Source organism: Gordonia sp. CPCC 206044 (assembly GCF_048537895.1).
Classification (GTDB): domain Bacteria; phylum Actinomycetota; class Actinomycetes; order Mycobacteriales; family Mycobacteriaceae; genus Gordonia.
Genome location: NZ_JBCLVL010000006.1, coordinates 92250 through 116571, shown reverse-complemented (window position 1 = coordinate 116571; position 24322 = coordinate 92250). Strand labels below are relative to the sequence as shown.

Sequence of the window (24322 nt, the reverse complement as noted above, 5' to 3'; positions counted from 1 at the left end):
TGACGCTGCCCCGCTGGATGCGTTGTCAGCGTTTGGGATTCTCCAGGTGCACGAGCGCCTGCACATGGATGTCGGAACCGTCGACTGCGGTACGGACGGCATCGGTGGCGTCACCGACGACCTTCGCGATCTCGGCATAGGAGCGAGTGGGCCGTGTGGTCACCGTCAGCCGGATGATCTTGCGGTTCCGATCGTCGAGCGCCTTCACCGCCACCCGGTCGAACATGGTGTGCCCCTTGAGATCTTCGGCGACGGCACCGGCTATCAGCTTCGGCGGCACAGTCAGGGCGCCGTCGGCGCCGCTGCCATCGAGGATCAGGTCGTCGACACTGCCGGGCGCGATGGACGCGGTGACGAGCCGCGTGCCCCACACGAGGGCGACGACCACGATCGCGACGAGTACCACCGGCCACCACGGCCCGTCGGCAAAGCGGACGATCGCATCCCCGTCGACCCGATCGATCCAGCCGACGATCGGCTCGGCCCCGGCACGCCAGGCGATGGCGCCGGCCCCGACCACGAGGAGCATGACTCCGATGAGTCCCACCGTGATCCGGTGCACGGCCGCTGGTCCGTGGTTCATCGGACGCCTCCTCCGTGTCGATCGACGATCTTGACCTTGGAGCGCAAGGGCTTCTCGAGGATGGAGACGACGTCGTCGACGGTGGCGCGTACGGCGGTCGGCTCGCCTACCTCGGCACGCGCGGCGACGGTCACCTTCACCGTTCGACGGCCAACGACGGTCGTGGCGTGTTCAACCCCCGGGAGTTCGGAAACCACTGCGCTGCATCGCCGGGCCACGTCGCCACGTCGAGTCCACATCACCTGGTGGCCGGCAAGGCTCAGGTGGGTGCGCTTGCGCGGGGCGACCGCAAGCCACAGAAACATCGATCCCACGATCACGGCGGCGATCGCCGCAGGCCACATCCAGGCCCACCAGCGTAGGTCCGCGACCCACCGGGCCGCAGCGGCCAGCCACCCCTCGCCGCCCAGCCAGCCCGCCCGCACGATGAGGTCGCGCACCGCGATCACGGCGAGGGCCGCGAAGGCCATACCGAGCACCGTGCCGACGATCGCCGCACCCGGATTGGCCGCAGGCGCGAAGACCTTTCCCGAGGTGGTGTCGGCGGTCCCGGTGGCCACCGTCTCGTCGGTGGCGGACGGGCGTTGCGCCCGGCCCGCGACTGTCTGACTCATGATTCCTCTCCCGGTTCACCATCGGGTCCGGCGATCTCGATGAAACCCTTGTTCCGCCGAGCCGCCTGCGCACGCGGAACAATCTGGGACACAGCGACATCCACTCGCGAAGGCCGTATGCCGGCCAGCCGGGCGAGTTCGCCCGCCACGTGAGCGCGAACCTGTTGACACACCTCGGCGACCGCGCACGGCCACGACAGTGCGATGTTCACCGACACCCGCGGTGCGGACTCGGACATCGCGACCTTCGCGTTCGGATAGTCTCCGCCGACCAATGCCCGTCCCGGAGTCGAGCCGCCGAGCAAGGAACCGATCGACCCCTGATACTCGACGACTCCGTCGATGTCGAGGGCGGCACGGGCGGCGATCTTCTCCCCGACCCGATCGGCGATCACCAACGCACCGGCCGGTCCATCCGACGACGCCACGACGGTCCCGGTCGGGCCCGGATCGACGGATCCGACGCCTCGGGCGACAGTAGCCGATTCAGCCACGGTTCTTGCTCCGCAGCAATGCGCCGAAGTCGATGGCACCGTCGCGCTGCAGGCCCAGTGCCAGTCCGACGATGCCGAGCAGGATGGCGAGCACGAAGCCGCCGAAACCACCGGCAATGCCCGCGATGGCCAGCAGGATGCCGGCGATGAGCCCGAGGGCCGCGTTGCTACTCATGGTTTCTCTCCTCCGGTTCGTCATCCCCCGCGTCGGCGGAATCGTTTCCGCCAGTACTGATGTCCTCGATCGTGACACTGACCGGAGATCCGGTGAGCCGCTCTGCCGCGTCCCGCGCGTCCTCGGCGACCGACCGGAGATCCTGGTCGAGACCCACCACGAGGTGAACCTCGCCGTGGTCGTCCGACAGTGCGACGCCACTGACGCGGCCGCCGGGCAGATAGGTCGCGACCTCCCCGAACAGCCCGCCGTGCAATCCGGTCACACCGGGCACCGCGAGCACAGCGTCAGCAACCTGCTCGGCCAGCGAGCGACTACCTTGACCGGCGTCGGGATCGGCGGCCGACGAGACCGGCGACTGTTCGGTCATCACTGCACGCGCGGGGTGTCGGAACCGTTGTCGTCGTCGCCGAAGTTGATGTCGTGCACGGTGACGTTGACCTCGGTGACCTCCAGTCCGGTCATCTGCTCGATGGCGGTGATCACGTTGCGTCGGATGGCCGCGGCGAGCTGGTGAATAGCAACCCCGTAGTCGGCGACCACGGACACGTCCACGGCGGCCTGCCGTTCCCCGACCTCCACATCGATGCCCTGGGTGGTGTTGGCCGACGCACCGGGTAATACGTCTCGGACCTTGCCGACGGCACGCTCGGTGGTACCACCCACGTCGTGCACACCATCGATCTCGCGAGTCGCGATACCCGCGATCTTGGCGACGACCGTGTCGGCGATCGAGGTGCGGCCGCGCTCGCCCGCGCCGTCGGCGCGGTCGCGTCGGGCGAGCGCACGCCCGGTACCGGTGGTGTCCGCGCCGACCGTGCTCGACACTGCCTCGCTCGGGCCCGTGGTCGTGGTAGCGGTATCGGACATGTGAACTCCCTAGTTCTACTGACGACGGTCACGGACCGGTCTCCCGGCGAACTCATCGCCGGATCACGCGGGCCGTGTATAGAGTCAGTCGTAGTGGACAGCGAAAGTGCACGCGGCGATTCGCGTAATCCCGGTCACAGCACCGGATTGTCGCTCGGCGAACTGACCGACGACCATCTGGCGGCTGCCGCGGCGGTAGGTGATGAAGAGGCGTTCGGCGTTCTCGTCCACCGGATGTCGCCGGTTCTGCTGCGTTATCTGCGCCGCATGGTCGCCGATCCGCAGATTGCCGAGGACCTGGCGCAGGAGACGCTTCTGCACGCCTGGAAAGGTCTGCCCGATTTCGGTTTCCGGAGTTCGTTCCGCACGTGGATGTTCACCATCGCGCACCGCAAGACCGTCGACCACTGGCGCAAACGGCGAGACGTGCCCGCCGACGACGAGCAGTTCGCCGACCTCGCCCATCCCGGCCCCCTACCGGCTGAGGAGGTCGAGCGGTCGACGCTGATCGAGGCGCTCCGCTCGGAACTCGGCAATCTGCCGCCCACCTCGCGTGCGGCGTGGTGGCTGAAGGAAGTGGAGGGCCTCTCGCTCGAGGAGATCTCGCGGATCCTGCAGATCAGCACCGGCTCGGTACGCGGGCATCTGCAGCGCAGCCGCAAGTTCCTGTCGACTCGGCTGTCCCCGTGGCGGCCCGGGAGCGGCTCTGCGCCACCGGCGGCTGCCGGCGACACGCCGATCGGGGAACCGCAGACCACAGCCGCGAGAGGAGGACGGGCATGAACGACATCTACGTCGATGACGCCGCCGACGACACGGACGCCTGGCTGGTCGAGGCCGGACGGCAGATCGACGAACCCGACAGCGACGTCGAGCGGCTTATCAGCTCCATTTCCGCGGGCCTGGGCCGTACCCGCAGGCCGGCGCGCGCCCTGGCCACCGACTCCCCCGGCATCCGGGTCACCGACCGCATCGTCAAACAGCTGATCGCGATCCGGATACGTCGCGAGCTGGGCCGGCTCGCGGTGTTCGCGTCGGTCGACGGTGAGGGCGAGGACATCGACGGGGTCCGGGTGGGGCTCATCGCCCGCTACGCCGACGATCTGCGCGAGATGTCCGACCGTGTTCGCGACGTGGTCGACACGGTGCTGTTCGACACCGTCGGCGAGAACGCGAGCGCAGCAGCGCGCCGGAACATCTCGGTGCGCTGGCAAGACGTGTACACCCGGGAATGGCTGTGAGCCGACCATTCTCGGGTGGAAACGCTGATCAGTCGAGACAGAACTCGTTGCCCTCCGGGTCCGTCATCACGATGGTGCCGAGTTGCAGTGGCAGATCCGGATCGAAGCGCCGCAGCCGCGTGGCCCCCCGACCGACCAACCGTTCGCACTCGGTTTCCAACGCGGACATGCGGTCGGCGCCCTGCAGGCCTGGTGCCGCCCGCACATCAAGGTGGACACGGTTTTTCGCGGTCTTGCCCTCGGGCACGCGCTGAAAGAACAGCCGTGGCCCGGCCCCGTCGGGATCGATGATCGCCGACGCATCATTCCGCCGCTCCGGCGCGATCCCCATCGCGTCGAGCGCAGCATCCCAGGAATCGAAGCCGGGCGGCGGGTCTTGCAGTCGGTACCCGAGGGTGTCGGCCCAGAAGGCCGACAACCCTGCCGGGTCAGCACAATCGAATGTCACCTGAATTTCTGCAGCCATGCCTCACGATGGCACGGATCGAGGACCATCAGGGTCCGCATTCGGCGGTTTCGGACGATCAGCTGTAGTGCGGATTGTTCATCGCCGGGATGGTGATGTTGATCGGCATCCGCAGCTCGGACATGTAGAAGAGCACGAACTGGCGGAGGAACTCGTCGAAGAGCCAGTACGCCTCCTTCGGCATCCCGACGTTCAGCAGCCCTTCGCGGACCGCCACATACGGGCCCCATGCCGTCTCCAGGAGTGGCGTCCACACCGGCTCGCGCGGGATCGCCAACCAGTCGGCGATGCGATCTCCGAGCATGAACCGCGTGAGCGCACCCAACACCGGCCTGCTGAGCAACGACAGGTCGAGGTTCATGCCGAGATCGAGCAAGATGTCGGCGAGCTTCTTGCCCTCGGTGGTGGGCGCCAGGATCGGGTCGAGCACCTGCTGCGCCTGCCCATCGGCAGCATCCCAGGACTTCGGGATGTATTGGTCCTCCACTCCGAGCATGTGCGCGGTGACCTGCCACGAGTGCAGGAAGCCCGCGGACTCGTCGGGCGCGATGGGCACCTTCCACTTCTGGAGATTGCGCATGACCGTCGTCGGCAGGCTGTGCCAGGTGACCATGATGTCGGCCTGACTGATCGGCACCTCTTCGGTTGCCGAGTGCTTCCACCACGGCGACCCGGGGAGGATGTGCCGAACAGCTGCATGGGCCATTCGCGTTTTGAGGCAGGTGACGATCATCTCGCCGTCAGGTGCATACGCGTTCAGCGAGCCGATGTCGTAACCGAGCTTTGCCGTCTTGGTGATGCGGTCCTTCATGTCCGCGCCACCCTGCGAGTAGTAGACGGCTCGCGCCTCCTTGGGGATGACGGTGCTCATCATGCCGCTGGCAAAGCCGTACAGGACACCGAGGTACGTGCCGCGCTTCTGATTGAACTTCACGGCCGCACCGAGCTTGTCCTGATCGGTCCAGGCCGGAAGTCGACGCGCATGCTCCATGAAGTCACGCAATTCGGTGGGCAGCCCGGCAGGCAACGGCTGACCGTTCTTTGTCCACCCCCGCAGGAGACTGTTGACCTTCGGGATCTCCCCACGGTCGAGCAGACGTGCGATGACCGGGTCGGCCTCCTCGTCCCAGACCTCGCGCGGATTCGTGCCGCTCCCGTAACCCGGCACCGACTGGGCTGGCGACCATGTCCACGGGGTCGCCGGCGCCACCAGCGCCGCCGCGCCCGCCGCACCGACGACCCCACTCGCCTTCAGTAACCCCCGCCTACTGACGTCTTCCATTTCCGCTGCTCCCGACCATCTCCGCTAGTATTGATGCAATGAAACAGATTTTGTTTCATTGCATCATGCCTATCACGTTGTGACGGCCCTCACAAGCAGTTCGGCGAAAGAATGCGGCATTGACGCCGCGACAGGATCGGATAGCTTCAGGAGGTGTCGATGAATCCCGCATCACCCACGCCCACCGGCAGATCCCTGCTCGAACGGGCTTACATCGATGCGCTGGAGTCCACCGACGACGCCGACGAGACCCGCGCACGCCTTCTCGACGCCGCCTTCGACCTGTTCTGCCGATCAGGCATCCAACGGACGTCGATGGAAGAGGTCGCCCGGCGCGCAGGCCTTTCACGGATCACGCTGTACCGCAAGTTCGACACCAAGGACGCACTCGTCGAACAACTCGTCGTCCGGGAATTCCGGCGCTATTTCACGCAGTTCCTCGACGACGTCCGTCCGGCTACCACCGCGGCCGATCGAGTGGTCGTGGGATTCGTGAGTTCACTGCGGGTCATATCGCAGAATCCGCTGATCGCCGGGCTGCTCGAGTCGGACCTGTCCTTGTTCGTCGGTTCACTGATCGACGAGAACGGCGGCATGGTGGCGACCGTTCGACAGTTCGTCGCCGGACAACTCCGCAGTGAGCAGCACGCCGGAAACGTCTCCCCCGACCTCGATGTCGATCTGGTCGCCGAGATGATGGTGCGGATCTCCGCGTCGTTCCTGACCATCCCCAGCCAGCTCGTCGACCTTTCCGATGAAGACCAACTGGCTTGCGTGGCAAGGCAATTCCTGGTTCCGATGCTCGACCCGGGACATGTCGCCCCCGACGGTGAGCCTGCGAGGGGAAATCCCGCTCGACCGTAATTCATCAAACGATGAAATTCGCATCCGCCGCGGGGCTACCCTGCCGGCATGCGCGCGATGATCATCAAGGAATTCCGCGAGCTTCGGCGCGACCGCCGAACCCTCGCACTGCTGGTGGTTCTGCCTCTGCTGTTGCTCGTCGTCTTCGGGTACGCAGCGAACTTCTATGTGTCGTCGACCAAGACGGCGGTGATCGGTCCGCAGGCCGCGCAGATCGCGGCCGGGCTGCCCGACTATTTCGACGTGACCCACACCGACGCCGCGCAGAACCGCGCAGACGGTGAGATGCTGCTGCGCGAGAACACCGTTGATGTCGTCCTGGTGACCGGCGAGTCCGGACCCGCACCTGTGGAAGCGCTCGTCGACGGCTCGAACCTCTTCGCCGCGCAGTCGACGGTGTCGGTCCTCAACAAGGCCGGAGGCGACGTCAACACCGATGTGATGTTCAACCCCGACCTCAAGACGTCGTGGGTCATGGTGCCGGCGATCATCGGCCTGATCCTGACGTTCATCGGCACCATCGTCACGAGCATCGGACTGGTCCGTGAACGCGAAGCAGGCACCCTCGAACAACTCGCGGTGATGCCCATCAAGCCCAGTCAGGTCATCCTCGGCAAAATCGCGCCGTATTTCCTGTTGGCTGCCGTCGACATGATCGTGGTGACCGTTCTGGGCATGCTGCTGTTCGGGGTGCCGTTCACCGGCAACGTCCTCGTGTTCGCCTTGGGTGCAGCACTATTCCTGTTCGTAGTGTTGGGTCTCGGAGTCCTCATCTCGACCATCTCGCAGACGGTCGGCCAAGCGATCCAGACCGCGTTCTTCTTCCTGTTGCCGCAGATCCTGTTGTCCGGCATGATCTTCCCGCTCGATGCGATGGCTGCCGGGGTCAGATGGATCGGATATCTCCTGCCGCTGACCTATTTCACGATGATCTCCCAGGGCGTGATGCTGCGTGCGGCACCGATCTCGTCGTTGTGGCTGCCACTCGTGGTGCTCGCGGCGATGGCGGTCGTGGTCTTCACCGGTGCGACCATGCGTTTCCGACACGATCTGGCACCCAACGCGCCGCGCTCGACCACCACCACCGACGACGTCAGCGACCCGGCATGAGCGCGTCGATCCGTTCGGCCACAGTACGATTCGGCGACACCGTCGCCCTCGCCGACGTCACCGTCGACATCCCGGACGGCCGCATCGTCGCGGTCGTGGGCGGCGACGGCGCAGGCAAGTCCACCATGTTGCGCGCGCTGGCACGTGAGGTCGCACTCGATTCCGGCATTCTGCGTTCGCCGTCCAAATCCGATATCGGTTACCTGCCCGCAGGTCCGGGCAGCTGGGCCGCCCTGACCGTCCGGGAGAATCTCGACTTCGTCGCCGGCATCTATGGTCTCTCGGGCCCCGAACTCACCGAACGACGTGAGGCGATGATCGAGCGCGCCGGTCTCGCGATCGCGGCCGATCGCGTCGCGGCCGCGCTGTCCGGCGGCATGCGGCGTAAGCTCGCCGCGGCGATGGCGATGATCCACCGCCCCACCCTGCTGATCCTCGACGAACCGAGCACCGGTGTCGATCCGGTCAGCCGAATCGATCTGTGGCGCATGATCTCCGAGACGGCCGCGGACGGTGCGGCGGTCATCATGTCGACAACCTACCTCGACGAGGCCGAACGGGCCGCACACCTGGTGATCCTCGACGACGGTCACATATTGACCCAGGGATCGTTCGACGATGTACGCGACGGCTTCGACGGCACCGTGACCCACGGACCCGATCCGGTCCGAGCCGAATGGTCGTGGCGTCGCGGTCGCGAGCGCCACGAATACTGGCCACCCGGATCGCAACCGGATCAGAACGTGCAAGCCATCGGTGCGCCGGACTTGGAGGACATCGTGATCGCGCTGTCGCTGCGGAGGCAACTGACCACCGGGGCCGACCGGTGAGCGCCGGAGTGATTCGCGCCGACCGGGTGACGCGACGCTTCGGGGAGTTCACCGCGGTCGACGATGTCACGATGGACGTGGGCGCCGGCGAGGTCGTGGGTCTTCTCGGCGCGAACGGCGCGGGCAAGACCACCCTCATCCGAATGCTCCTCGGCCTGCTCACGCCGACCAAGGGAGCGGTCACCCTGTTCGACGGCCCGCCGGACCGCAGCCGCCGCGCCCGGCTCGGCTACGTCCCACAGAACCTGGGTCTGTACCGCGACCTCACCGTCGCCGAGAATCTGGGATTCACCGCAGGCACCTATCGCGTTGCGGCACCGAACCTCCCGTCCGACCTGATGCCGCAGGCGGACACGTTGGTCGGCGAGTTGCCCCTGGGGGCCCAGCGGCGGGTGGCCTTCTTGGCGGCGCTGTGCCACAGTCCCGCCGCGCTGGTACTCGACGAACCGACGTCCGGTGTCGACGCATTGTCACGAGCGCGTCTCTGGGACACCATCCGCGGTGAGGCCGATCGCGGGGCCGGCGTGCTGGTGACCACGCACTACATGGAGGAGGCCCAGGAATGCGATCGTCTGCTGCTCATGGCGGCGGGACGGCTCGTCGGTCACGGCAGCGAATCCGACATCATCGGTGACACCGAGGCCGTCGCCGTGCACACCGACGACTGGGCGTCGGCCTTCGCGGCGCTCAACGCGGCAGGCGTACCGGTCATCCTGTCCGGCCGCGCAATCCGGGTGGCCGACACCGCGCCCGGCAAACTCGAGCGCATCCTGGCCGAGGCACACATCCCCGCAACGGTCACACCGGTGCCTGCGACCATCGAGGAACGTATGCTCGTTCTCGCCAAGCAGGCGACCGGGACGTGACGGCCCGCGCCCGCGGGCGACCCCGGCTCGGGGCGAGCGCCGCGAATCGCGACCGCATCCTCGACGCGGCGCGAGAACTCTTCGCCGAGAGCGGATTCGAACGGACGACGATGCGGGCGATCGCCGGCCGCGTCGGCGTCGACACCGCGCTGATCCACCATTATTTCGGCACGAAGGACGCGCTGGTCGTCGAGGCGCTGCGGCCCGACATCGACCCGGCAACCATCTTCGCCGGCCTCGCCGACCACGGCCCACACCCCGGCACGGAGTTCGCCAGGCGGGCCCTTCATGTCTGGGAAGACGACGGACCGCGGCGTGATCGTGCCGTCGCGCTCCTGCGTATTGCGATGACCCACAACGAGATCGCCGAACGGATGCGCGCGTTCTATCTCGGCCTCGCCCAGACCGCGCTCGGTGACCTCGTCGGGGGCGACGATCGAGATCTACGGCTCGCATTGGTCGCGGGACAAATGTTGGGCCTCGCCATGATGCGGCACGTCCTCGTCCAGCCCGACATGGCAGCGGCCGATCTCGACGATCTGGCGCGGCGGGTGGGACCGGTCATCGACCACTACCTGTCCGGGTCAATTGATCCCGGCGAACTCGGCGAACCTCAGCGACGCTGACGCCCATGTGTGCCGGGTGCGAGCGCCTCCAGGCGCCGACGCGCCTCGAGGACCGCCGATCGTGCCGCTTCCAGTCGCTCTTGCGCGGCCCGATGTTCGTCTTCGGCGGTCGCAACCTGCTTACGCGCGAAACGAAGGGCATGTTCGCTGCGTGCGAGTTCGGCCCGCAGGCGGTCGGCGTCGACGCTCAGTTCGTCGACGCGGGCAAGCGCGTTGCTCACCGACTCGGCGGCCCCCTCCGCACCGGATTCCGCGGCCGGGACGGCCGCCTGCGCCGCCGCGAGTTCGGCACGCGCGGCCTCGACAGACGCTGCGTCGGCGGCCCTGCTGTCCTGCAGGTCGTCACCGTCGGCGCCGTCATCGGCAACGGCCGCCCGGTCGGAGTCGACCCGTTCTGCGTCCACCTCTTCTGCGTCCCCCTCTTCTGCGTCGGCCTCTTCTGCGTCGACCGGCTCAGGGACCACGAAGACACCGGCTGGTCCGAAACCGCTGTACTCGGTCGGGGCGACGAGCCGTCCACTGCGCACCTGCGCGGAGACCTCCTCGTCGGCCAGAACGGCACGCAAGGTCTGGGTGACATCCCGCAACGCAGAGTCCGACAGTCGAATCCCACGGTCGGCGGCCTCACCGCGGACCGATGCCACCGCCGCCGTCACCACCTGCTGTCTGTGACCGGCCAGTTCGCGAAGTCGCTCCGACGAGGATTTCCGCTGCGCAGCAACGAGTTCCGAACCAAGATCGAGGAGTTCGTCGAGTTCGTCGGGATGACGACGGACCCACTGGTTGATCGCCCACGCCGACTGCGTCGGACGTCGCAATGCCGTGATCGCCGCGGCGAGGTCACGGGCGCCGTCGCTGCGCGCCTGTCGCGCCGCCGCGTTACGGCGCGCCACGAAGTCCGACGGAGCCAGTCCGTAGAGTTCGTCGGCGACATCGTCGAGATCGGCCATCGCTCAGCCGCCCGCGCGGGGGTCGAGCGCGCAGGTCGCACCGATCGCCGCCCGCGGCCATCCGGCCATCGTGGTCCTCCTGACACGTCCGCCGAGCATTCCTTCGGTCAGCCTAGGCGCAACCCGGTCATCGATCTCCGGTTCGGCGACCTGACGCGGTCTCCGCGGGCGAGCCGGCCATGACCTAACCTCTGGTACATGTCCGCCCGTACCTCGCGCGCGTTCGTGGGCCCGAACGCCGCCGACACGAATCCACCACGTGACCGCAACGTGCTGCGTCGCGGACAGATCACGTCGGCGCCCGCGGTCCGCGATCTGGCGGTGTGACGTCGTGTCGGGTCTTCGGGCAGAGAACTACGAACACGTGACGGTTCTGGCCTCCGAGCACGGCGGCGCGTTCCCGTACGGCAACACCGTCGTGGTGAACGGGTCGTCGGCGTCGTTGGTGATCGACCCGTCCACCGAGGTCGATCACGATCCGATCGGCGCCGACGGAGTGATGATCAGTCACGCCCACGAGGATCACATCGCCGGTGTGAAACATTTCCACGCGCCGATCCACACCCACACCGCGGACGTCGCGGCGGTCCGGTCCCTGGAGGTGCTGATCGACGGGTACGGCCTCAGCCGCGACGATCGAGCCCTCGTCGAGTCCGAGATCGGCAACCAATTCGACCTGCCCGACGGCTTCCCCGACGCGATCGGTGTCGACGCCGACCACGTCTTCGACCTCGGCGACGTGACGGCGACCGTCGTCCACCTGCCGGGCCACACGGCCGGCCACTGCGGCGTCCTGGTGGAGCCGACCGGTTTCTTCTACATCGCCGACATCGACCTCACCTCGTTCGGACCGATGTACGGCGATGTGGGCAGCAGCCTCGACGACTATCTGACCTCCATCGACCGGGTCCGGGAAGTCGATGCCCGGTGGTACGGAACCTTTCATCAGAAGGGTGTGATCGCTGGCGCCGGTGAACTGCGCCGCCGTCTCGACGATTACGCCGCGGTGATACACCGTCGCGACGAACGACTGCTGGCATTGCTCGACCGGCCACGAACGATCGCGGACATCGTCGCCCATCGACTCGTCTACCGCCCCCACGTCGACCTCGGATTCGTCGATCAGGTGGAGACCCGTACGGCCGAGCTGCATCTGCGCAGGCTCATCCGGCATGGTCAGGTGATCGGTACCGACGACGGCCTCTTCCACCGCACCTGACCGACGATACCCATATGCCTCACCCAGGTCTGGGCAAATCGGCCCGACGCCGGTGGTCAGCGTGGAAGGATCGGGCCATGAGCGAGCACACATATCGAGTCATCGAGGTCGTCGGCTCCTCCCCCGACGGAACCGACGCTGCCATCGCCAATGCCATTGCGCGCGTCGCCCAGACCACCCGAAACGTCGAATGGTTCGAGGTCGTCGGAACCCGCGGTCATGTCGTCGACGGCACCGTCGCCCACACTCAGGTGACCCTCAAGGTCGGATTCCGGATCGAACCGAGCGACTCGATCGACTGATCCGCACCGACGTTCGACCCAATTCGCGGCAAAGACTTGACTGAGTCCAGAAAACGGCCCATATTGGGTGGGTGCCGTCACACAGCGAGTACGCCGACAAGTTGCGCGGGGCCGACCTCCGGGTCACCCGCCCGCGTGTCGCGGTACTGGAAGCCGTGAGCACGAACCCCCACGCCGATACCGAGACGATTGTCGGGCAGGTCCGTTCCGGACTGCCCGACGTCTCGCGCCAGGCGGTTTATGATGTGTTGCGCGCCTTGACAACTGCTGGTCTGGTGCGGCGCATCCAACCGTCCGGTCACGTGGCTCGCTACGAGTCACGTGTCGGCGACAATCACCATCACGTCGTCTGCCGGTCCTGCGGGATCATCGCCGACGTCGACTGTGCCGTCGGACAGGCGCCATGCCTCACGCCGTCGGAACACAACGGCTTCGTCCTCGATGAGGCCGAGGTCATCTATTGGGGTCTGTGCGCAGACTGCGCGACCTCTCCCGCTTCGGGATCACATCCGTGATCACAGCCCGAATCACCCACTCCCGAAAGGAATGTCGTGACCGAGGAAAACCCCGCCCAGGCATCTGAGCATCCCCCGATCGCCGAGGCGAACACCGAACCGGGGGAAGGCGGCTGCCCCTTCCGGATCAAGTCCCCCACCGAGGGCGGCGGCAACCGTGACTGGTGGCCGGAGCACCTGAATCTGAAGATCCTCGCCCACAACCCCGACGTCATCAATCCGCAGGACCCCGGCTACGACTACGACAAGGCGCTCGAGGGCCTCGACGTCGACGGATTGGTCGCCGACCTCAAAGCAGTGATGAAGGACTCGCAGCCCTGGTGGCCCGCCGATTTCGGCCACTACGGCCCGTTGTTCATCCGTATGTCGTGGCACGCCGCGGGCACTTACCGCGTGGAAGACGGCCGTGGTGGTGCGGGTACCGGGATGCAGCGCTTCGCGCCGCTGAACAGTTGGCCCGACAACGTCAGCCTCGACAAGGCGCGCCGTCTTCTGTGGCCGGTCAAGAAGAAGTACGGCAAGGCCCTCTCGTGGGCCGACCTCCTGGTCCTCGCCGGCAACGTCGCCCTCGAGGACATGGGATTCAAGACCAAGGGATTCGCCTTCGGCCGTGTCGACGAGTGGGAGCCGGAAGAGGTCTACTGGGGCGCCGAGGCCGAGTGGTTGGGCACCAACCTGCGTTACTCGGGCGAGCGCAAACTCGAGAACCCGCTCGCCGCGACGACCATGGGCCTGATCTATGTCAACCCCGAAGGGCCCGAGGGCAATCCGGACTACTTGGCGGCCGCACAGGACATCCGCGACACGTTCGGCCGGATGGCGATGAACGACGTCGAGACCGCGGCGCTCATCGTCGGTGGACACACCTTCGGCAAGACGCACGGCAACGGTGACGCCGACCTCGTCGGCCCCGAGCCCGAGGCCGCCCCGCTCGAAGAGATGGGTCTCGGCTGGCGTAATCCGCAGGGCAGTGGCGTCGGGGCGGACGCCATCACCAGCGGCATCGAGGTCACCTGGACGCACACGCCGACCAAGTGGGACAACAGCTTCCTGGAGATCCTCTACGGCAACGAATGGGAACTCACCAAGAGTCCTGCCGGTGCCAACCAGTGGCAGCCCAAGGACGGCGGCTGGGCCAACTCGGTGCCCGATGCATTCGGCGAGGGCAAGACCCATCCGTCGATGCTGACCACCGACCTCACCATGCGGTTCGATCCCGAGTACGGCAAGATCACCCGACGCTGGCTCGATCACCCGGAGGAGCTCGCCGAGGAGTTCGCGAAGGCATGGTTCAAGTTGCTGCACCGCGACTTGGGTCCGGCCATCCGCTACCGTGGCCCGCTGGCTCCGTCGGAGACCTATGGCTGGCAGGACAATGTACCCGCTCAGGACGGCGCGGTGATCTCCGACGCGGACATCGATTCGCTAAAGTCGCAGATCCTGGCGTCGGGACTGACTGTGCCCCAGCTGGTCTCGACCGCATGGAAGGCCGCATCGACGTTCCGTGGCAGCGACTTCCGCGGCGGCGCGAACGGCGGTCGGATCCGCCTGGAACCGCAGGTGTCGTGGGAGGCGAACAAGTCCGATGACTTCGCCCAGGTGATCAGCACCCTCGAGAAGATCCAGGAGTCCTTCAACGCCGAGCCGGGCGCCCAGGTCTCGTTTGCCGACCTGGTGGTCCTCGGTGGTGTCGCAGCCATCGAAAAGGCCGCCAAGGACGCCGGTTCCGAGGTTTCGGTGCCGTTCACCCCGAGCCGCACGGATGTGACACAGGATTCCGTCGATGTCGAGTCGTTCGCATATCTGGAACCGCGGGCCGACGGGTTCCGCAACTTCGAGGGCAAGGGCCTTCCGCTGTCGGCGGAGTACCTGCTCGTCGACAAGGCGAATCTGTTGACCCTCTCGGCCCCCGAGTTGACCGTCCTCGTCGGCGGACTGCGAGTGCTCGGTGCCAATCACCAGGGCTCCACGCACGGGGTGCTCACCGACAAGCCGGGACAGCTGACGAACGACTTCTTCGTCAACATCCTGGACATGGGCACCGAGTGGAAGGCCTCGCCGGCCGATGACGGCACCTACATCGGCAAGGACCGGACCAGCGGTGCAGATCGCTGGACCGGCACGCGTGCCGATCTCGTGTTCGGGTCCAACTCCGAACTGCGTTCCTACGCAGAGGTCTACGCCGAGGACGATGCGAAGGACAAGTTCGTCAAGGACTTCGTCTCCGCATGGGACAAGGTGATGAACCTCGACCGTTTCGATCTGGCCTGAGTTCTCCTGTCACGACGGTGCCCCCTTCCCGCTCGGGAAGGGGGCACCGTCGTCTGGCCCGGGGCGCGCGACAGGAGGTGTCGCTAGGCCGGCCCGTAGTTGAGGTGGACCACCCCGTTGTCGTAGATGTTGCTGGCCTGCAACCGCAAGGTCAGCTCGCCGGAATCGGACCAGAAACGCTCTCCGGACCCCAACGCGATCGGATAGACGAACAGATGCAGTTCGTCCACGAGTCCGTCGGCGAGCAGCGCACGCACCAGGGTGCCGCTGCCGGAGATGTAGATGTCGCCGTCGGTCTCGTCCTTGATGCGACGGATCGTCGCAGGATCGTACGGGCCCACGACAGTGGAGTTCTGCCATTCGACGGCGGGCTCGGTGCCCGCGACGACGAGCTTCTCGGTCTCGTTGAAGAACGGGGCACCCGGATCGTCCTCCGCGGTCCTCGTCGACCAGGCCGGCGCAAACGCCTCGAAGGTCTTTCTTCCCAACATGATTCGGGTCGATCGGGCGCAGATCGCGCCGATCGTCTCGCCCATCGCCGGATCGAATCCGAACGGCATCGTCCATGTCGGGTTCTCGTAGACACCGTCGAGCGAGATGAACTCGTGTACTGCGATCATTGTCGGGCTCCTGTCGTTCATTGTCGTCGCAATGTAGACCGGTCCTCGACCGGAAAATCATCGCTGCCGAACGATTCTCGATGCACGACGTCGGCGAGCGGGCGGCGACCGCGCCAACCGAACCGCTCCAGATCGGGCACGGCCTGCAACGCGGTCACCGGACCGAGGCACAACCAGGCCACCACCTCGACGGGCGCGGGAATCCCGACCAGCTCACGCAGAAACGGCTCCCGGTAGAACGACACCCAGCCCACCCCGAGGCACTCCGCCGTGGCCGCGAGCCACAGATTCTCGATGGCCAGCCCGACAGACAGCCGTCCCGTCTCGTCGATGGTGTGACGCCCCAGGATGTGTCGGCCGCCCCGGCTGGGATCGAACGTCACCACCACCCCGGTCCCCGACCGTTCGATGCCCTCCACCACGATCGGGCCGAAGGTGGCGGCCCGATCCGGCGGGAGCGTACGCGCGAAATCCTCACGACACTCGGCGACGTGTCCGGCGAACCGGGCGAGCGTCGACGGATTCTGGACCACGACGAAATCCCAAGGCTGGGTGTTTCCGACGCTGGGCGCGGCGTGTGCGGCCCCGAGTACGCGGTTCAAACGCACCTCGTCGACGATCTCCCCGGTGAACTCGTTGCGGACATCGCGGCGCGCACCGATCGACTCGTAGACATCCACCAGCACACCTCTTTCGATCCCGGCTCATCCAACCAACCATGATGACGTCGCGCCCCGGGCGCCGACGCACCGGGCCGGTTGGCCGCTCGGTGGCCACGCACTTCACGATGGCAGATGCCAGGCGACGGCGGCGCCGAGTGCACCGACTGCATTGAGCGCCCAGTGCAACGAGATCGGCGCGAGCAGACTGGTGGTGCGCAGGCGCAGCCATCCGAGCACCAGACCGGCAACCGACGTGGCCACCACCGCGCCGAGGATGCCGACGATCTGACCGAAAGTGCCCGACCCGAGCAGATCGCTCAGCCCTTCGTTGCCCTCGGTGAGACCCAACGACGAACTGATGTGCCAGAGTCCGAACGCCAGCGCCCCGAGCCCGAGCATCCATCGCACACCGAACACGCGGCCCAGTGCGCCCTGCAGGACACCACGGAACATCAGTTCTTCTGGCAACACCGTCTGCAACGGGATGACGACGAGACCGGCCAGCAACGCCTCGGATGCGCTGTCATAACGGTCCGAGAGAAAGAACTGCCGAGTCGCCGGGATGGCCACCGCAACCGATACGACAGCGAACACCGCCACCACCGCTGCCAGTGCGTACGGCACACCGGCTCGTAACTCCTTCGGGCTCAACCCCATCTCACGCCATCGCATACCGGCGAGCCGACTTCCACCGACCAACAACACGGCCGCCACCGGCACCACGACGATCCCGACCCAGTGGCCGGCGAAGTGTGCGAGCACATTGGTGACGACCAACATCGCCACCACCGCACCCAACAGCAACAGCGAGCGGGTTCTCGACGGCACGTCCGTACTCTGCCACGCCATCCCGGCGGGTGCCGCGAGAACCATGGCGGACGCCATGACCGAGAATGTCGTGCATGGCTCACCACCGGGACGTCGCGGCCACGATGGAACGGCATCAGGTGGCGATCTACCTCGGCGCCATCGTCGTCGGAACGGTGATCGGTCTCGCGGCACCCGGCACCACATCGGGGCTCGACGTCGCGATCAATCCTGCGATCGCCGTGCTGCTCTACGTGACCTTCCTCCAGGTGCCCGTGCGATCGTTGACCGAGGCCCTGCGCGACACCCGGTTCATGGCCGCCGTGCTGACCGTCAACTTCGTCGCCGTGCCGTTGCTGGTCGCGGTGATGTTCCCGTTGTTGCCGAACGACGACGCGATCCGCATCGGCGTGTTGTTGGTGCTGCTGTGTCCGTGCGTCGACTACGTCATCGTGTTCAGCCGCCTCGCCGGCGCCGATCACCGACGTCTTCTGGCGGCCACCCCGATCCTGCTCATCGCCCAGATGGCTCTGCTACCGGTCTACCTCAGCGTGTTCGTCGGCGGCGACCTCGCCGCCGTCGTGGACGTGGGCCCGTTCGTCACGGCTTTCGTGGTACTGATCGCGATCCCACTGGCATCGGCATGGCTCACCCAGTGGGCCGCCGATCGCCTACCGAGAGTGCAGCGCGTCCGTACGGGTGCCGACCTCACGATGGTCCCGCTGATGGTGATCGTGCTCGTCGTGGTGACGGCGTCGCAGATTCACACACTCGACGGGTACGTCCGCGACGTCGCCGCGGTCGTACCCGTCTATGGCGCGTTTCTGGTGGTGATGCCCATCGTCGGGGTGTCGGTGGCCAGACTGCTGAGGCTCGGTCCGGCACAACGACGGGCGGTCGCGTTCTCCGGGGCCACCCGCAATTCCCTCGTCGTGCTGCCGCTGGCCCTCTCGCTCCCGGCGGCCTACGACCTGGCCGGCTCGGTGGTGATCACCCAGACGCTCGTCGAGATCGTGGGCATGGTGGTCCTGGTCGCCGTGTTCAGGCGAGTGGGCCGCTCCCGGCCATGATCCACCGTGCGGCTCAGCCGTGCGGCCCGTCCTCGCTGAGTCCACCGTCCATGACGAACTCGGATGCGGTGGCATAGGAGGATTCGTCGCTGGCGAGGAACACGATGAAGGTGGACACCTCACTCGACTCCGCGGCCCGCCCCAGCGGAACGCGAACCATGTCTTCGGGAAGCCCCTCGGTCATCGGCGTCTTGATGAGACCCGGGTGAATCGAGTTCACCCGGATGTTGTGTGGTGCGAGTTCCAGCGCAGCCGATTTCGCGAGGCCGCGGACACCCCATTTCGAGGCGACGTAGCCATGCGCCCACGGGCTGCCCTTGAGCCCCTCGACCGAGGAGACGTTGATGATCGAGCCTCCTCCGGCCGCCTTCATCGGGTCCACGACGCTCTGGATTCCCAGGAAGGTACCGGTCAGGTTGACGTCGAGGATCTGCTTCCACTTGTCGAGGCGGAACTTCTCGATCGCGGCACCGTTGACGATGCCCGCGTTGTTCACCAGCACGTTGAGTTTGCCGAAATCGTCGACCGCGGTCGCGACCGCGGCCGCCCAGTCGTCCGGCGAGGTCACGTCGAGGTGCACGTAGCGTGCAGCGGCACCGAGTTCGTCGGCGAGCGCCTTGCCTTCGTCGTCGAGGATGTCGCCGATGACGACCTTCGCCCCTTCGTCGACGAGCATGCGCGCATGCGATGCGCCCATGCCCCGCGAACCCCCACTGATCACCGCGACCTTGTCATCTACACGTCCCATGGCGAGTGAGGCTACCTGGTCACGCGGCGTATGAGAACAGGTTCTACCGCCAAACCTGGTCACATGTTCTACTGATATGGACAGCAGTCCGGACAATTGTTCACCTGACCAGCGAGGAGACTCATCCATGGCCATTCGAGTGGCTCATGTCGGCACCGGCAACGTCGGGCGTCTGGCGTTGCGACAGCTCATCGACAACGCGCGATTCGACCTCGTCGGCGTGTGCGTGTCCACCCCGGAGAAGGTGGGCAAGGATGCGGTGGAACTCGCCGGGATCGACGCCGAGCCGACCGGGATCCTGGCCACGTCGGAACTCGACGACATCATCGCCGCGAACCCCGACTGCGTCGTCTACTGCGCGATGGGCGACACCCGTCCGGTCGAGGCGTTCGACGACTGTTTGCGTCTGCTGTCCGCAGGCATCGACGTGGTCGGCTCGGCGCCCGGTTCGCTGCAGTACCCGTGGGGAGTGATGCCGGAGAAGGCGATCACGAAACTGCAGACCATGGCCGACAAGAACGACGCCAGCATCTTCATCACCGGAGTCGACCCCGGCTTCGCCAACGACCTCATCCCCTTCGCGTTCGCGGGCACCTGCCAGGAGGTCGAGCAGATCCGCTGCATGGAGATCGCCGACTACGCCACCTACGACGGCGCCACCGTGATGTTCGACGTGATGGGGTTCGGTAAGCCCATGGACGAGACGCCGATGCTGTTCCTCCCGGGCATCCTCGGATTGGCTTGGGGCACAACGATTCGCCAGTTGGCAGTCGGCATGGGCGTCACCGTGGACGAGATCGTCGAACAGTACGAGGAACTCCCGGCGCCCGAGGACATCGAGATCGCCTCCGGACACGTCGCGAAGGGAACCCGTGCCGCGGTCCGCTTCGAGATCATCGGCATGGTGGCCGGCAGGCCGGCCATCGTCATCGAGCACGTGACCCGCCTGCAACCCGGTCTGGCGCCCGACTGGGCACAGCCCGCCCAGGACGGCGGCTGCTATCGGGTCGAGATCGTCGGAGAGCCCTCCTACCGGGTGGACATCTGCCCGACGAGCCGCAACGGTGACCACAACCACGCCGCGATCGTGGCGGCTGCCGGACGGATCGTGAACGCGATCCCGGCCGTCGTCGACGGGCCGTCGGGGATCTGCACGACACTCGATCTGCCGTTGATCACCGGCGCCGGGAACTTCGCCGTCTGACGCGTCGCATCTCGGCTCAACGGCGGCGGATGAGTCCGCTGGACTCCCGGTAGCGGCGGTACACCTCCGGTGTGGCCGGTGCGTCGACGTCGTGTCCGCCGAGTCGCCAGCGCGGCATCTCACCGGACAACGCCCAGGCCGCCTGGCGCGCGGCGCCGAGCGCAACGTATTCGGCCGGATCCGGCACGAATACCGGACGACCGAAGATCGCCGGCGCCAGCGCAGACACTGCCGGTGATCGACTGCCGCCACCGGTCAACAAGATCCGGTCGACGCCGATGCCCTGGTCGATGATGAGGTCCATGCAGTAGGCCAACGAACAGAGGAGTCCTTCGACAGACGCCCGCGCCAGATGTGCCGGCGTCCAGTTGTGGGTGGTGAGTCCGATCAGCGATCCGGTGGCCTCCGGGATGTTCGGCGACCGCTCACCGGCCAGGTAGGGCACCATCACCAGCCCGTCGGCCCCTGACGGTGCACCGAGGGCCAGTCGACCGAACTCGTCGAGATCGACACCGAGGGTCGCCGCGGTGGCGGCCAGAACCGGTGCACCGTTCAACGTGCACACCAATGGCAGGTGTTTGCCTGTGCCGTCGGCGAATCCGGCCACGAGACCGCTCGGATCGCGCGGTGCGGTCCCGGTCACCGCGCTCACCACCGCAGACGTTCCCAGCGATACCACGCAGTCGCCCGCATCGGCGCCCAAACCCAGTGCGGCAGCGGCATTGTCACCGAGTCCCGCGGCCACCACCTTGCCGTCGGCGGTGCGGCCGGCGGATTGCCCCGGCGCAACGACCCGGGGTACCGTAGGCGTCCGTCCACCGAAGGCGAGGCGGAGCAGATCGGGCCGGTGCTCACCGGTCTCGGCCGAGAAGTATCCGGTGCCGGATGCGTCGCTACGGTCGGTGGTCAGGGCGCCGATCCCGTCCGCCCCGAGCAACCGCCAGGTCAGCCAGTCATGCGGCAGGCACACCGCGGCGGTGCGGTCGGCGACTTCGGGTTCGTGGTCGGACACCCACCGCAGTTTGGCTGCCGTGATCGACGCCACCGGCACCACGCCGACCTCGGTCGCCCAGCGGTCTGCACCGCCGAGGTCGGTGACGAGATCGACGGCGCTGCTCGCCGACCGGGTGTCGTTCCACAGCAACGCATCACGCAGGACCGTGCCGTCGGCATCGAGGCAGATCAGTCCGTGCTGCTGTCCGGCCACCGACATCGCCGCCGCGTCGTCGACGCCACCGGCCTGCTCGACAGCAGACTGTAGTGCCGTCCACCACCGGTCGGGATTCACCTCGGTTCCCGGCGGATGCGGCGCACTCCCCGACCGCACGACGGTCCCGTCGGCGGCGTCACAGATCACCACCTTGCACGACTGCGTCGAGGAGTCGACACCCGCGACCAGCGTCATGACAGCAACTCGGCGAGCGTTGCCCGGGCTCCCTCGGACCGCAGCGAATCCAATGCGCGCAGATAGGGCGCGGTGAAGTGCTCGTCGTCGGCAAGGCCGCCGAACAGATCCGGGTCGGCGACGAATGCCAGTGGCTCGGTTCGTGATCGACGCGCCCGCGGCACCAGGGTCGCGGCCAACGGGTCCACCACCTCGATCGTCCCGCCGTGCTCGTCGACGCCCTCCGCGTAGCGTGTCCAGGCGGCCACCACCGCCGCCGACAATGCCACGTCACCGCCCGCCGCGAGTCGGTCGACGATCACCGGCACCAGCCACTTCGGAATCCGATCCGACGAATCCTGACACAGTCGTGCGATCGTGTCGCCGATGGCCGGGTTGGCGAACCGGTCGATCAGGGTCTCGGTGTAGACATCCAGATCGACCCCGGGCACCGGCTGCAACGTGGGACGCCCCTCATCGTTCATGTAGCGCCGCAGCAGAGTCCGGATCAGCGGATCGTCCGTGGCGTCGTGCACGTAGCGATACCCGAGCAGATATCCGAAGTAGCACAACGCCTGGTGTCCGGCGTTGAGCAGCCGCAGCTTCATCAGTTCGTACGGTGCGACGTCGTCGACGACCTGGACACCCACGTCCTCGAGCGGAGGCCGCCCCATGGAGAACGAATCCTCGAGGACCCACTGGGTGAACGGTTCGGCAACCACCGGCCACAGGTCGTCGACGCCCGTGCGTTCGTCCACCTCGGCGCGTAGCCCCGGCGGCGTCGCAGGCGTGATGCGGTCGACCATCGAGTTCGGGAATCTTGTGTGCGTGTCGATCCAATCGCCGAGATCGGCATCGCGACGATGGGCGAACGCCGAGAACGTGGCATGCGCCATCTCGCCGTTGCCTGCGATGTTGTCGCAGGACATGATGGTGAACGACGGGATCCCGCGTTCCCTTCGTCTGCGCAACGCCTCGGTGACCAGGCCGAAGACCGTCGTCGGGACCGCACCGACCTCGAGATCAGCGGCCACGTCTGGTGTGGTGAAGTCGAATTGTCCTGTGGCGGGAGAGAAGTTGTACCCGCCCTCGGTGATCGTCAACGACACCACCCGGGTCTCGGGGTCCGCCAGTTTCTCGATCACCCGCTCCGGGTCGTCGGGGGCGAACAGGTACTCGCGGATCGCACCGAGCACCGCGGTCTCCACCCGGCCGTCCGGATGCTTGAGCGTCAGTGTGTAGAGACCATCCTGCGGCACCAGGGCATCCCGCATCGCCGCATCGGCAGGCCGCACTCCCACGCCGCAGATCCCCCAATCCGTCGCCCCGGCCGACGCGAGTCGATCCAGGTACATGGCCTGATGAGCGCGATGGAAGCCGCCGACACCGAAATGCACGATGCCGGAACGCAGTTCGGATCGGTCATATGCCGGGACCGTGGCCTCCGTGATACGCGGCAGGGCCGAATCGCGCAGGCCGATGGTGTCACTCACTGTGGTTCGCCTTCCTGATCTGGGTCGGCCGGATGACGGCCTTGATGCTGCCGGCGACGCGGTCGGCCTCCAAGGCGTCGCGCGTGTCGTCGAGGCCGAACCGTCCGGTCACCAGAGCATCGAGTTCCACACGACCGGTGGTCACCAACGACAGCGCGATCGGCCAGGTGTTCGCGTACCGGAACACCCCGGTGAGCTCGATCTCCCGATTCTGGATCAGCGAAACGGGCAGGGACATCGTGTCGGCGCCCATGCCGACCAGCACCGCCCGACCGCCGGGCGAGAGTGCGCGAATCCCCGCCACCACAGCCGATTCCGCCCCGCTCGCGTCGACGAACGCGGTCACCGGATCTACACGTTGGCCAGGCGCGACCACGACGTCTGCGCCGAAACGTCGTGCGTGCGCGCGTCGTTGCGAGTTCGGTTCGCTGACCACCACCCGATCGACACCCGCCGCCCTGGCAACCTGGGTGCAGAGCAGGCCGATCGGTCCCGCACCGGAGACGAGGACAGAATCGCCGAGCCCGACGCGTGCTTTGGCGACCGCTGCGATCGCCACCGAGAGCGGTTCGAACAATGCGGCGGCCTCGTCGCTGACCTCGTCGGGTACCGGATGCGCAAACGCCGCGCCGATGGTCACGAACTCACACAACGCACCGTCGACGGGCGGAGTCGCAAAGAAACGCATGTGTGGACACAGGTTGTAGCGGCCGCGTCTGCTCTCGGCACTCGTGGGGTCGGGTTGCTGCGGCTCGATGGAGACCCGTTGCCCGATCCGTGACGAATCGACGCCGTCACCGACACCCACCACCACCCCGGATGCCTCGTGACCGAGGACCAGTGGACCCGTGACGACGTGATCACCGATTCGCCCGTGGCGCAGGTAGTGGGCATCCGACCCACACACCCCGACCGCGGAGACACGCACGAGGACCTCGCCGGCTGCCGGCTGCGGTACGGGGCGCGTCTCGACCGTCAACGAGAGATCCGGTCGAAGCACGCTCGCCCTCATGGTGGATGGCAGGTCACCCGACGGTCTGGTTGTTGCGTACATCA

The 24322-nt window shown here is 66.7% G+C and carries 30 protein-coding genes; 14 read left to right on the top strand and 16 right to left on the bottom strand.

Translation table 11 applies throughout. From position 1 onward, the window contains the following. Positions 1 to 25: 25 nt before the first annotated feature. The 6 genes from AAFP35_RS11275 to AAFP35_RS11250 are packed head-to-tail and all read right to left on the bottom strand — an operon-like array spanning position 26 to position 2736. Positions 26 to 583, bottom strand: coding sequence for a hypothetical protein (locus tag AAFP35_RS11275; protein WP_419221680.1), 558 nt, complete (start codon positions 581 to 583; stop codon positions 26 to 28). After that, positions 580 to 1197: a DUF6286 domain-containing protein gene (locus tag AAFP35_RS11270; protein WP_419221679.1), complete on the bottom strand. Its 618-nt coding sequence runs from the start codon at positions 1195 to 1197 to the stop codon at positions 580 to 582. The genes AAFP35_RS11275 and AAFP35_RS11270 overlap by 4 nt, the downstream gene beginning before the upstream one ends. After that, positions 1194 to 1691 (bottom strand): Asp23/Gls24 family envelope stress response protein, encoded by a 498-nt coding sequence (locus tag AAFP35_RS11265; protein WP_419221678.1) that lies wholly within the window; start codon positions 1689 to 1691, stop codon positions 1194 to 1196. Before AAFP35_RS11265 ends, AAFP35_RS11270 begins: the two co-directional genes overlap by 4 nt. Beyond that, positions 1684 to 1866 carry a DUF2273 domain-containing protein gene (locus AAFP35_RS11260; protein ID WP_419221677.1) on the bottom strand — a complete coding sequence of 61 codons (183 nt, stop codon included), beginning with the start codon at positions 1864 to 1866 and terminating at the stop codon, positions 1684 to 1686. The genes AAFP35_RS11265 and AAFP35_RS11260 overlap by 8 nt, the downstream gene beginning before the upstream one ends. Continuing rightward, positions 1859 to 2236, bottom strand: a complete 378-nt coding sequence (locus AAFP35_RS11255) for a hypothetical protein (protein ID WP_419221676.1) — start codon at positions 2234 to 2236, stop codon at positions 1859 to 1861. Before AAFP35_RS11255 ends, AAFP35_RS11260 begins: the two co-directional genes overlap by 8 nt. After that, positions 2236 to 2736: an Asp23/Gls24 family envelope stress response protein gene (locus AAFP35_RS11250; protein WP_419221675.1), complete on the bottom strand. Its 501-nt coding sequence runs from the start codon at positions 2734 to 2736 to the stop codon at positions 2236 to 2238. The genes AAFP35_RS11255 and AAFP35_RS11250 overlap by 1 nt, the downstream gene beginning before the upstream one ends. Before the next feature lie 93 nt (positions 2737 to 2829). Between AAFP35_RS11250 and AAFP35_RS11245 the strand changes: the two genes are divergently transcribed. Continuing rightward, complete coding sequence (locus AAFP35_RS11245) at positions 2830 to 3519, top strand: RNA polymerase sigma factor (RefSeq protein ID WP_419221674.1); 690 nt, start codon at positions 2830 to 2832, stop codon at positions 3517 to 3519. Further along, entirely contained in the window at positions 3516 to 3977 is a 462-nt protein-coding gene (locus tag AAFP35_RS11240; RefSeq protein WP_419221673.1) for a hypothetical protein, read from the top strand. Before AAFP35_RS11245 ends, AAFP35_RS11240 begins: the two co-directional genes overlap by 4 nt. 28 nt (positions 3978 to 4005) lie before the next feature. Here the strand turns inward: AAFP35_RS11240 and AAFP35_RS11235 are convergent, their stop codons facing one another. After that, positions 4006 to 4443, bottom strand: coding sequence for a VOC family protein (locus AAFP35_RS11235; protein ID WP_419221672.1), 438 nt, complete (start codon positions 4441 to 4443; stop codon positions 4006 to 4008). A gap of 58 nt (positions 4444 to 4501) precedes the next feature. After that, positions 4502 to 5725, bottom strand: a complete 1224-nt coding sequence (locus AAFP35_RS11230; RefSeq protein ID WP_419221671.1) for an oxygenase MpaB family protein — start codon at positions 5723 to 5725, stop codon at positions 4502 to 4504. Between the two features lie 159 nt (positions 5726 to 5884). Here AAFP35_RS11230 and AAFP35_RS11225 point away from each other — a divergent pair, with 159 nt between their 5' ends. Genes AAFP35_RS11225 through AAFP35_RS11205 form a run of 5 tightly spaced genes read left to right on the top strand, consistent with a single transcriptional unit; the run spans position 5885 to position 10021 of the window. Continuing rightward, complete coding sequence (locus AAFP35_RS11225) at positions 5885 to 6589, top strand: TetR/AcrR family transcriptional regulator (RefSeq protein WP_419221669.1); 705 nt, start codon at positions 5885 to 5887, stop codon at positions 6587 to 6589. A 48-nt stretch (positions 6590 to 6637) separates the two neighbouring features. Then, a complete protein-coding gene (locus tag AAFP35_RS11220) occupies positions 6638 to 7699 on the top strand; it encodes an ABC transporter permease (RefSeq protein WP_419221668.1) in 1062 nt (353 codons plus the stop codon). Further along, a complete protein-coding gene (locus AAFP35_RS11215; RefSeq protein ID WP_419221667.1) occupies positions 7696 to 8529 on the top strand; it encodes an ABC transporter ATP-binding protein in 834 nt (277 codons plus the stop codon). The genes AAFP35_RS11220 and AAFP35_RS11215 overlap by 4 nt, the downstream gene beginning before the upstream one ends. Next, entirely contained in the window at positions 8526 to 9395 is an 870-nt protein-coding gene (locus AAFP35_RS11210; RefSeq protein WP_419221666.1) for an ABC transporter ATP-binding protein, read from the top strand. Before AAFP35_RS11215 ends, AAFP35_RS11210 begins: the two co-directional genes overlap by 4 nt. After that, positions 9392 to 10021: a TetR family transcriptional regulator gene (locus AAFP35_RS11205; RefSeq protein WP_419221665.1), complete on the top strand. Its 630-nt coding sequence runs from the start codon at positions 9392 to 9394 to the stop codon at positions 10019 to 10021. The genes AAFP35_RS11210 and AAFP35_RS11205 overlap by 4 nt, the downstream gene beginning before the upstream one ends. On the opposite strand, the gene AAFP35_RS11200 is transcribed toward AAFP35_RS11205, so the two are convergent. After that, on the bottom strand, positions 10009 to 10971 hold the full coding sequence (locus AAFP35_RS11200; RefSeq protein WP_419221664.1) for a hypothetical protein: 963 nt from the start codon (positions 10969 to 10971) through the stop codon (positions 10009 to 10011). The genes AAFP35_RS11205 and AAFP35_RS11200 overlap by 13 nt on opposite strands. A gap of 198 nt (positions 10972 to 11169) precedes the next feature. Here AAFP35_RS11200 and AAFP35_RS11195 point away from each other — a divergent pair, with 198 nt between their 5' ends. From AAFP35_RS11195 to katG, 5 genes are all read left to right on the top strand, one after another. Next, complete coding sequence (locus AAFP35_RS11195) at positions 11170 to 11298, top strand: hypothetical protein (protein WP_419221663.1); 129 nt, start codon at positions 11170 to 11172, stop codon at positions 11296 to 11298. Positions 11299 to 11302: 4 nt separating this feature from the next. Next, the gene (locus AAFP35_RS11190; protein ID WP_419221662.1) at positions 11303 to 12190 is read left to right on the top strand and encodes an MBL fold metallo-hydrolase; all 888 of its coding nucleotides are present in this window, start codon (positions 11303 to 11305) and stop codon (positions 12188 to 12190) included. Positions 12191 to 12267: 77 nt separating this feature from the next. Then, on the top strand, positions 12268 to 12492 hold the full coding sequence (locus tag AAFP35_RS11185) for a dodecin (protein WP_419221661.1): 225 nt from the start codon (positions 12268 to 12270) through the stop codon (positions 12490 to 12492). A 71-nt stretch (positions 12493 to 12563) separates the two neighbouring features. Further along, complete coding sequence (locus tag AAFP35_RS11180) at positions 12564 to 13007, top strand: Fur family transcriptional regulator (RefSeq protein WP_419221660.1); 444 nt, start codon at positions 12564 to 12566, stop codon at positions 13005 to 13007. 36 nt (positions 13008 to 13043) lie between these two features. Beyond that, positions 13044 to 15278: a catalase/peroxidase HPI gene (gene katG / locus AAFP35_RS11175; protein ID WP_419221659.1), complete on the top strand. Its 2235-nt coding sequence runs from the start codon at positions 13044 to 13046 to the stop codon at positions 15276 to 15278. 83 nt (positions 15279 to 15361) lie between these two features. Here the strand turns inward: katG and AAFP35_RS11170 are convergent, their stop codons facing one another. The 3 genes from AAFP35_RS11170 to AAFP35_RS11160 all read right to left on the bottom strand — a co-directional run bounded on the left by AAFP35_RS11170 (position 15362) and on the right by AAFP35_RS11160 (position 17445). Continuing rightward, entirely contained in the window at positions 15362 to 15898 is a 537-nt protein-coding gene (locus AAFP35_RS11170) for a dihydrofolate reductase family protein (protein ID WP_419221658.1), read from the bottom strand. A gap of 17 nt (positions 15899 to 15915) precedes the next feature. Further along, positions 15916 to 16578: a 5,6-dimethylbenzimidazole synthase gene (bluB, locus tag AAFP35_RS11165; RefSeq protein WP_419221657.1), complete on the bottom strand. Its 663-nt coding sequence runs from the start codon at positions 16576 to 16578 to the stop codon at positions 15916 to 15918. Between the two features lie 102 nt (positions 16579 to 16680). After that, a complete protein-coding gene (locus tag AAFP35_RS11160; protein ID WP_419221656.1) occupies positions 16681 to 17445 on the bottom strand; it encodes a CPBP family intramembrane glutamic endopeptidase in 765 nt (254 codons plus the stop codon). A 17-nt stretch (positions 17446 to 17462) separates the two neighbouring features. On the opposite strand from AAFP35_RS11160, the gene AAFP35_RS11155 reads away from it, so the two are divergent. After that, positions 17463 to 18437 carry an arsenic resistance protein gene (locus AAFP35_RS11155; protein WP_419221655.1) on the top strand — a complete coding sequence of 325 codons (975 nt, stop codon included), beginning with the start codon at positions 17463 to 17465 and terminating at the stop codon, positions 18435 to 18437. A gap of 13 nt (positions 18438 to 18450) precedes the next feature. Here the strand turns inward: AAFP35_RS11155 and AAFP35_RS11150 are convergent, their stop codons facing one another. Beyond that, on the bottom strand, positions 18451 to 19185 hold the full coding sequence (locus AAFP35_RS11150) for a glucose 1-dehydrogenase (RefSeq protein WP_419221654.1): 735 nt from the start codon (positions 19183 to 19185) through the stop codon (positions 18451 to 18453). Between the two features lie 127 nt (positions 19186 to 19312). Here AAFP35_RS11150 and AAFP35_RS11145 point away from each other — a divergent pair, with 127 nt between their 5' ends. Beyond that, a complete protein-coding gene (locus AAFP35_RS11145; RefSeq protein ID WP_419221653.1) occupies positions 19313 to 20389 on the top strand; it encodes a diacylglycerol kinase in 1077 nt (358 codons plus the stop codon). Between the two features lie 16 nt (positions 20390 to 20405). On the opposite strand, the gene AAFP35_RS11140 is transcribed toward AAFP35_RS11145, so the two are convergent. The 3 genes from AAFP35_RS11140 to AAFP35_RS11130 are packed head-to-tail and all read right to left on the bottom strand — an operon-like array spanning position 20406 to position 24278. Then, positions 20406 to 21794, bottom strand: a complete 1389-nt coding sequence (locus AAFP35_RS11140) for a xylulokinase (RefSeq protein ID WP_419221652.1) — start codon at positions 21792 to 21794, stop codon at positions 20406 to 20408. Next, on the bottom strand, positions 21791 to 23233 hold the full coding sequence (locus AAFP35_RS11135) for a mannitol dehydrogenase family protein (RefSeq protein WP_419221933.1): 1443 nt from the start codon (positions 23231 to 23233) through the stop codon (positions 21791 to 21793). The genes AAFP35_RS11140 and AAFP35_RS11135 overlap by 4 nt, the downstream gene beginning before the upstream one ends. 25 nt (positions 23234 to 23258) lie before the next feature. Next, positions 23259 to 24278 (bottom strand): NAD(P)-dependent alcohol dehydrogenase, encoded by a 1020-nt coding sequence (locus tag AAFP35_RS11130; RefSeq protein ID WP_419221651.1) that lies wholly within the window; start codon positions 24276 to 24278, stop codon positions 23259 to 23261. Positions 24279 to 24322: the final 44 nt, after the last annotated feature.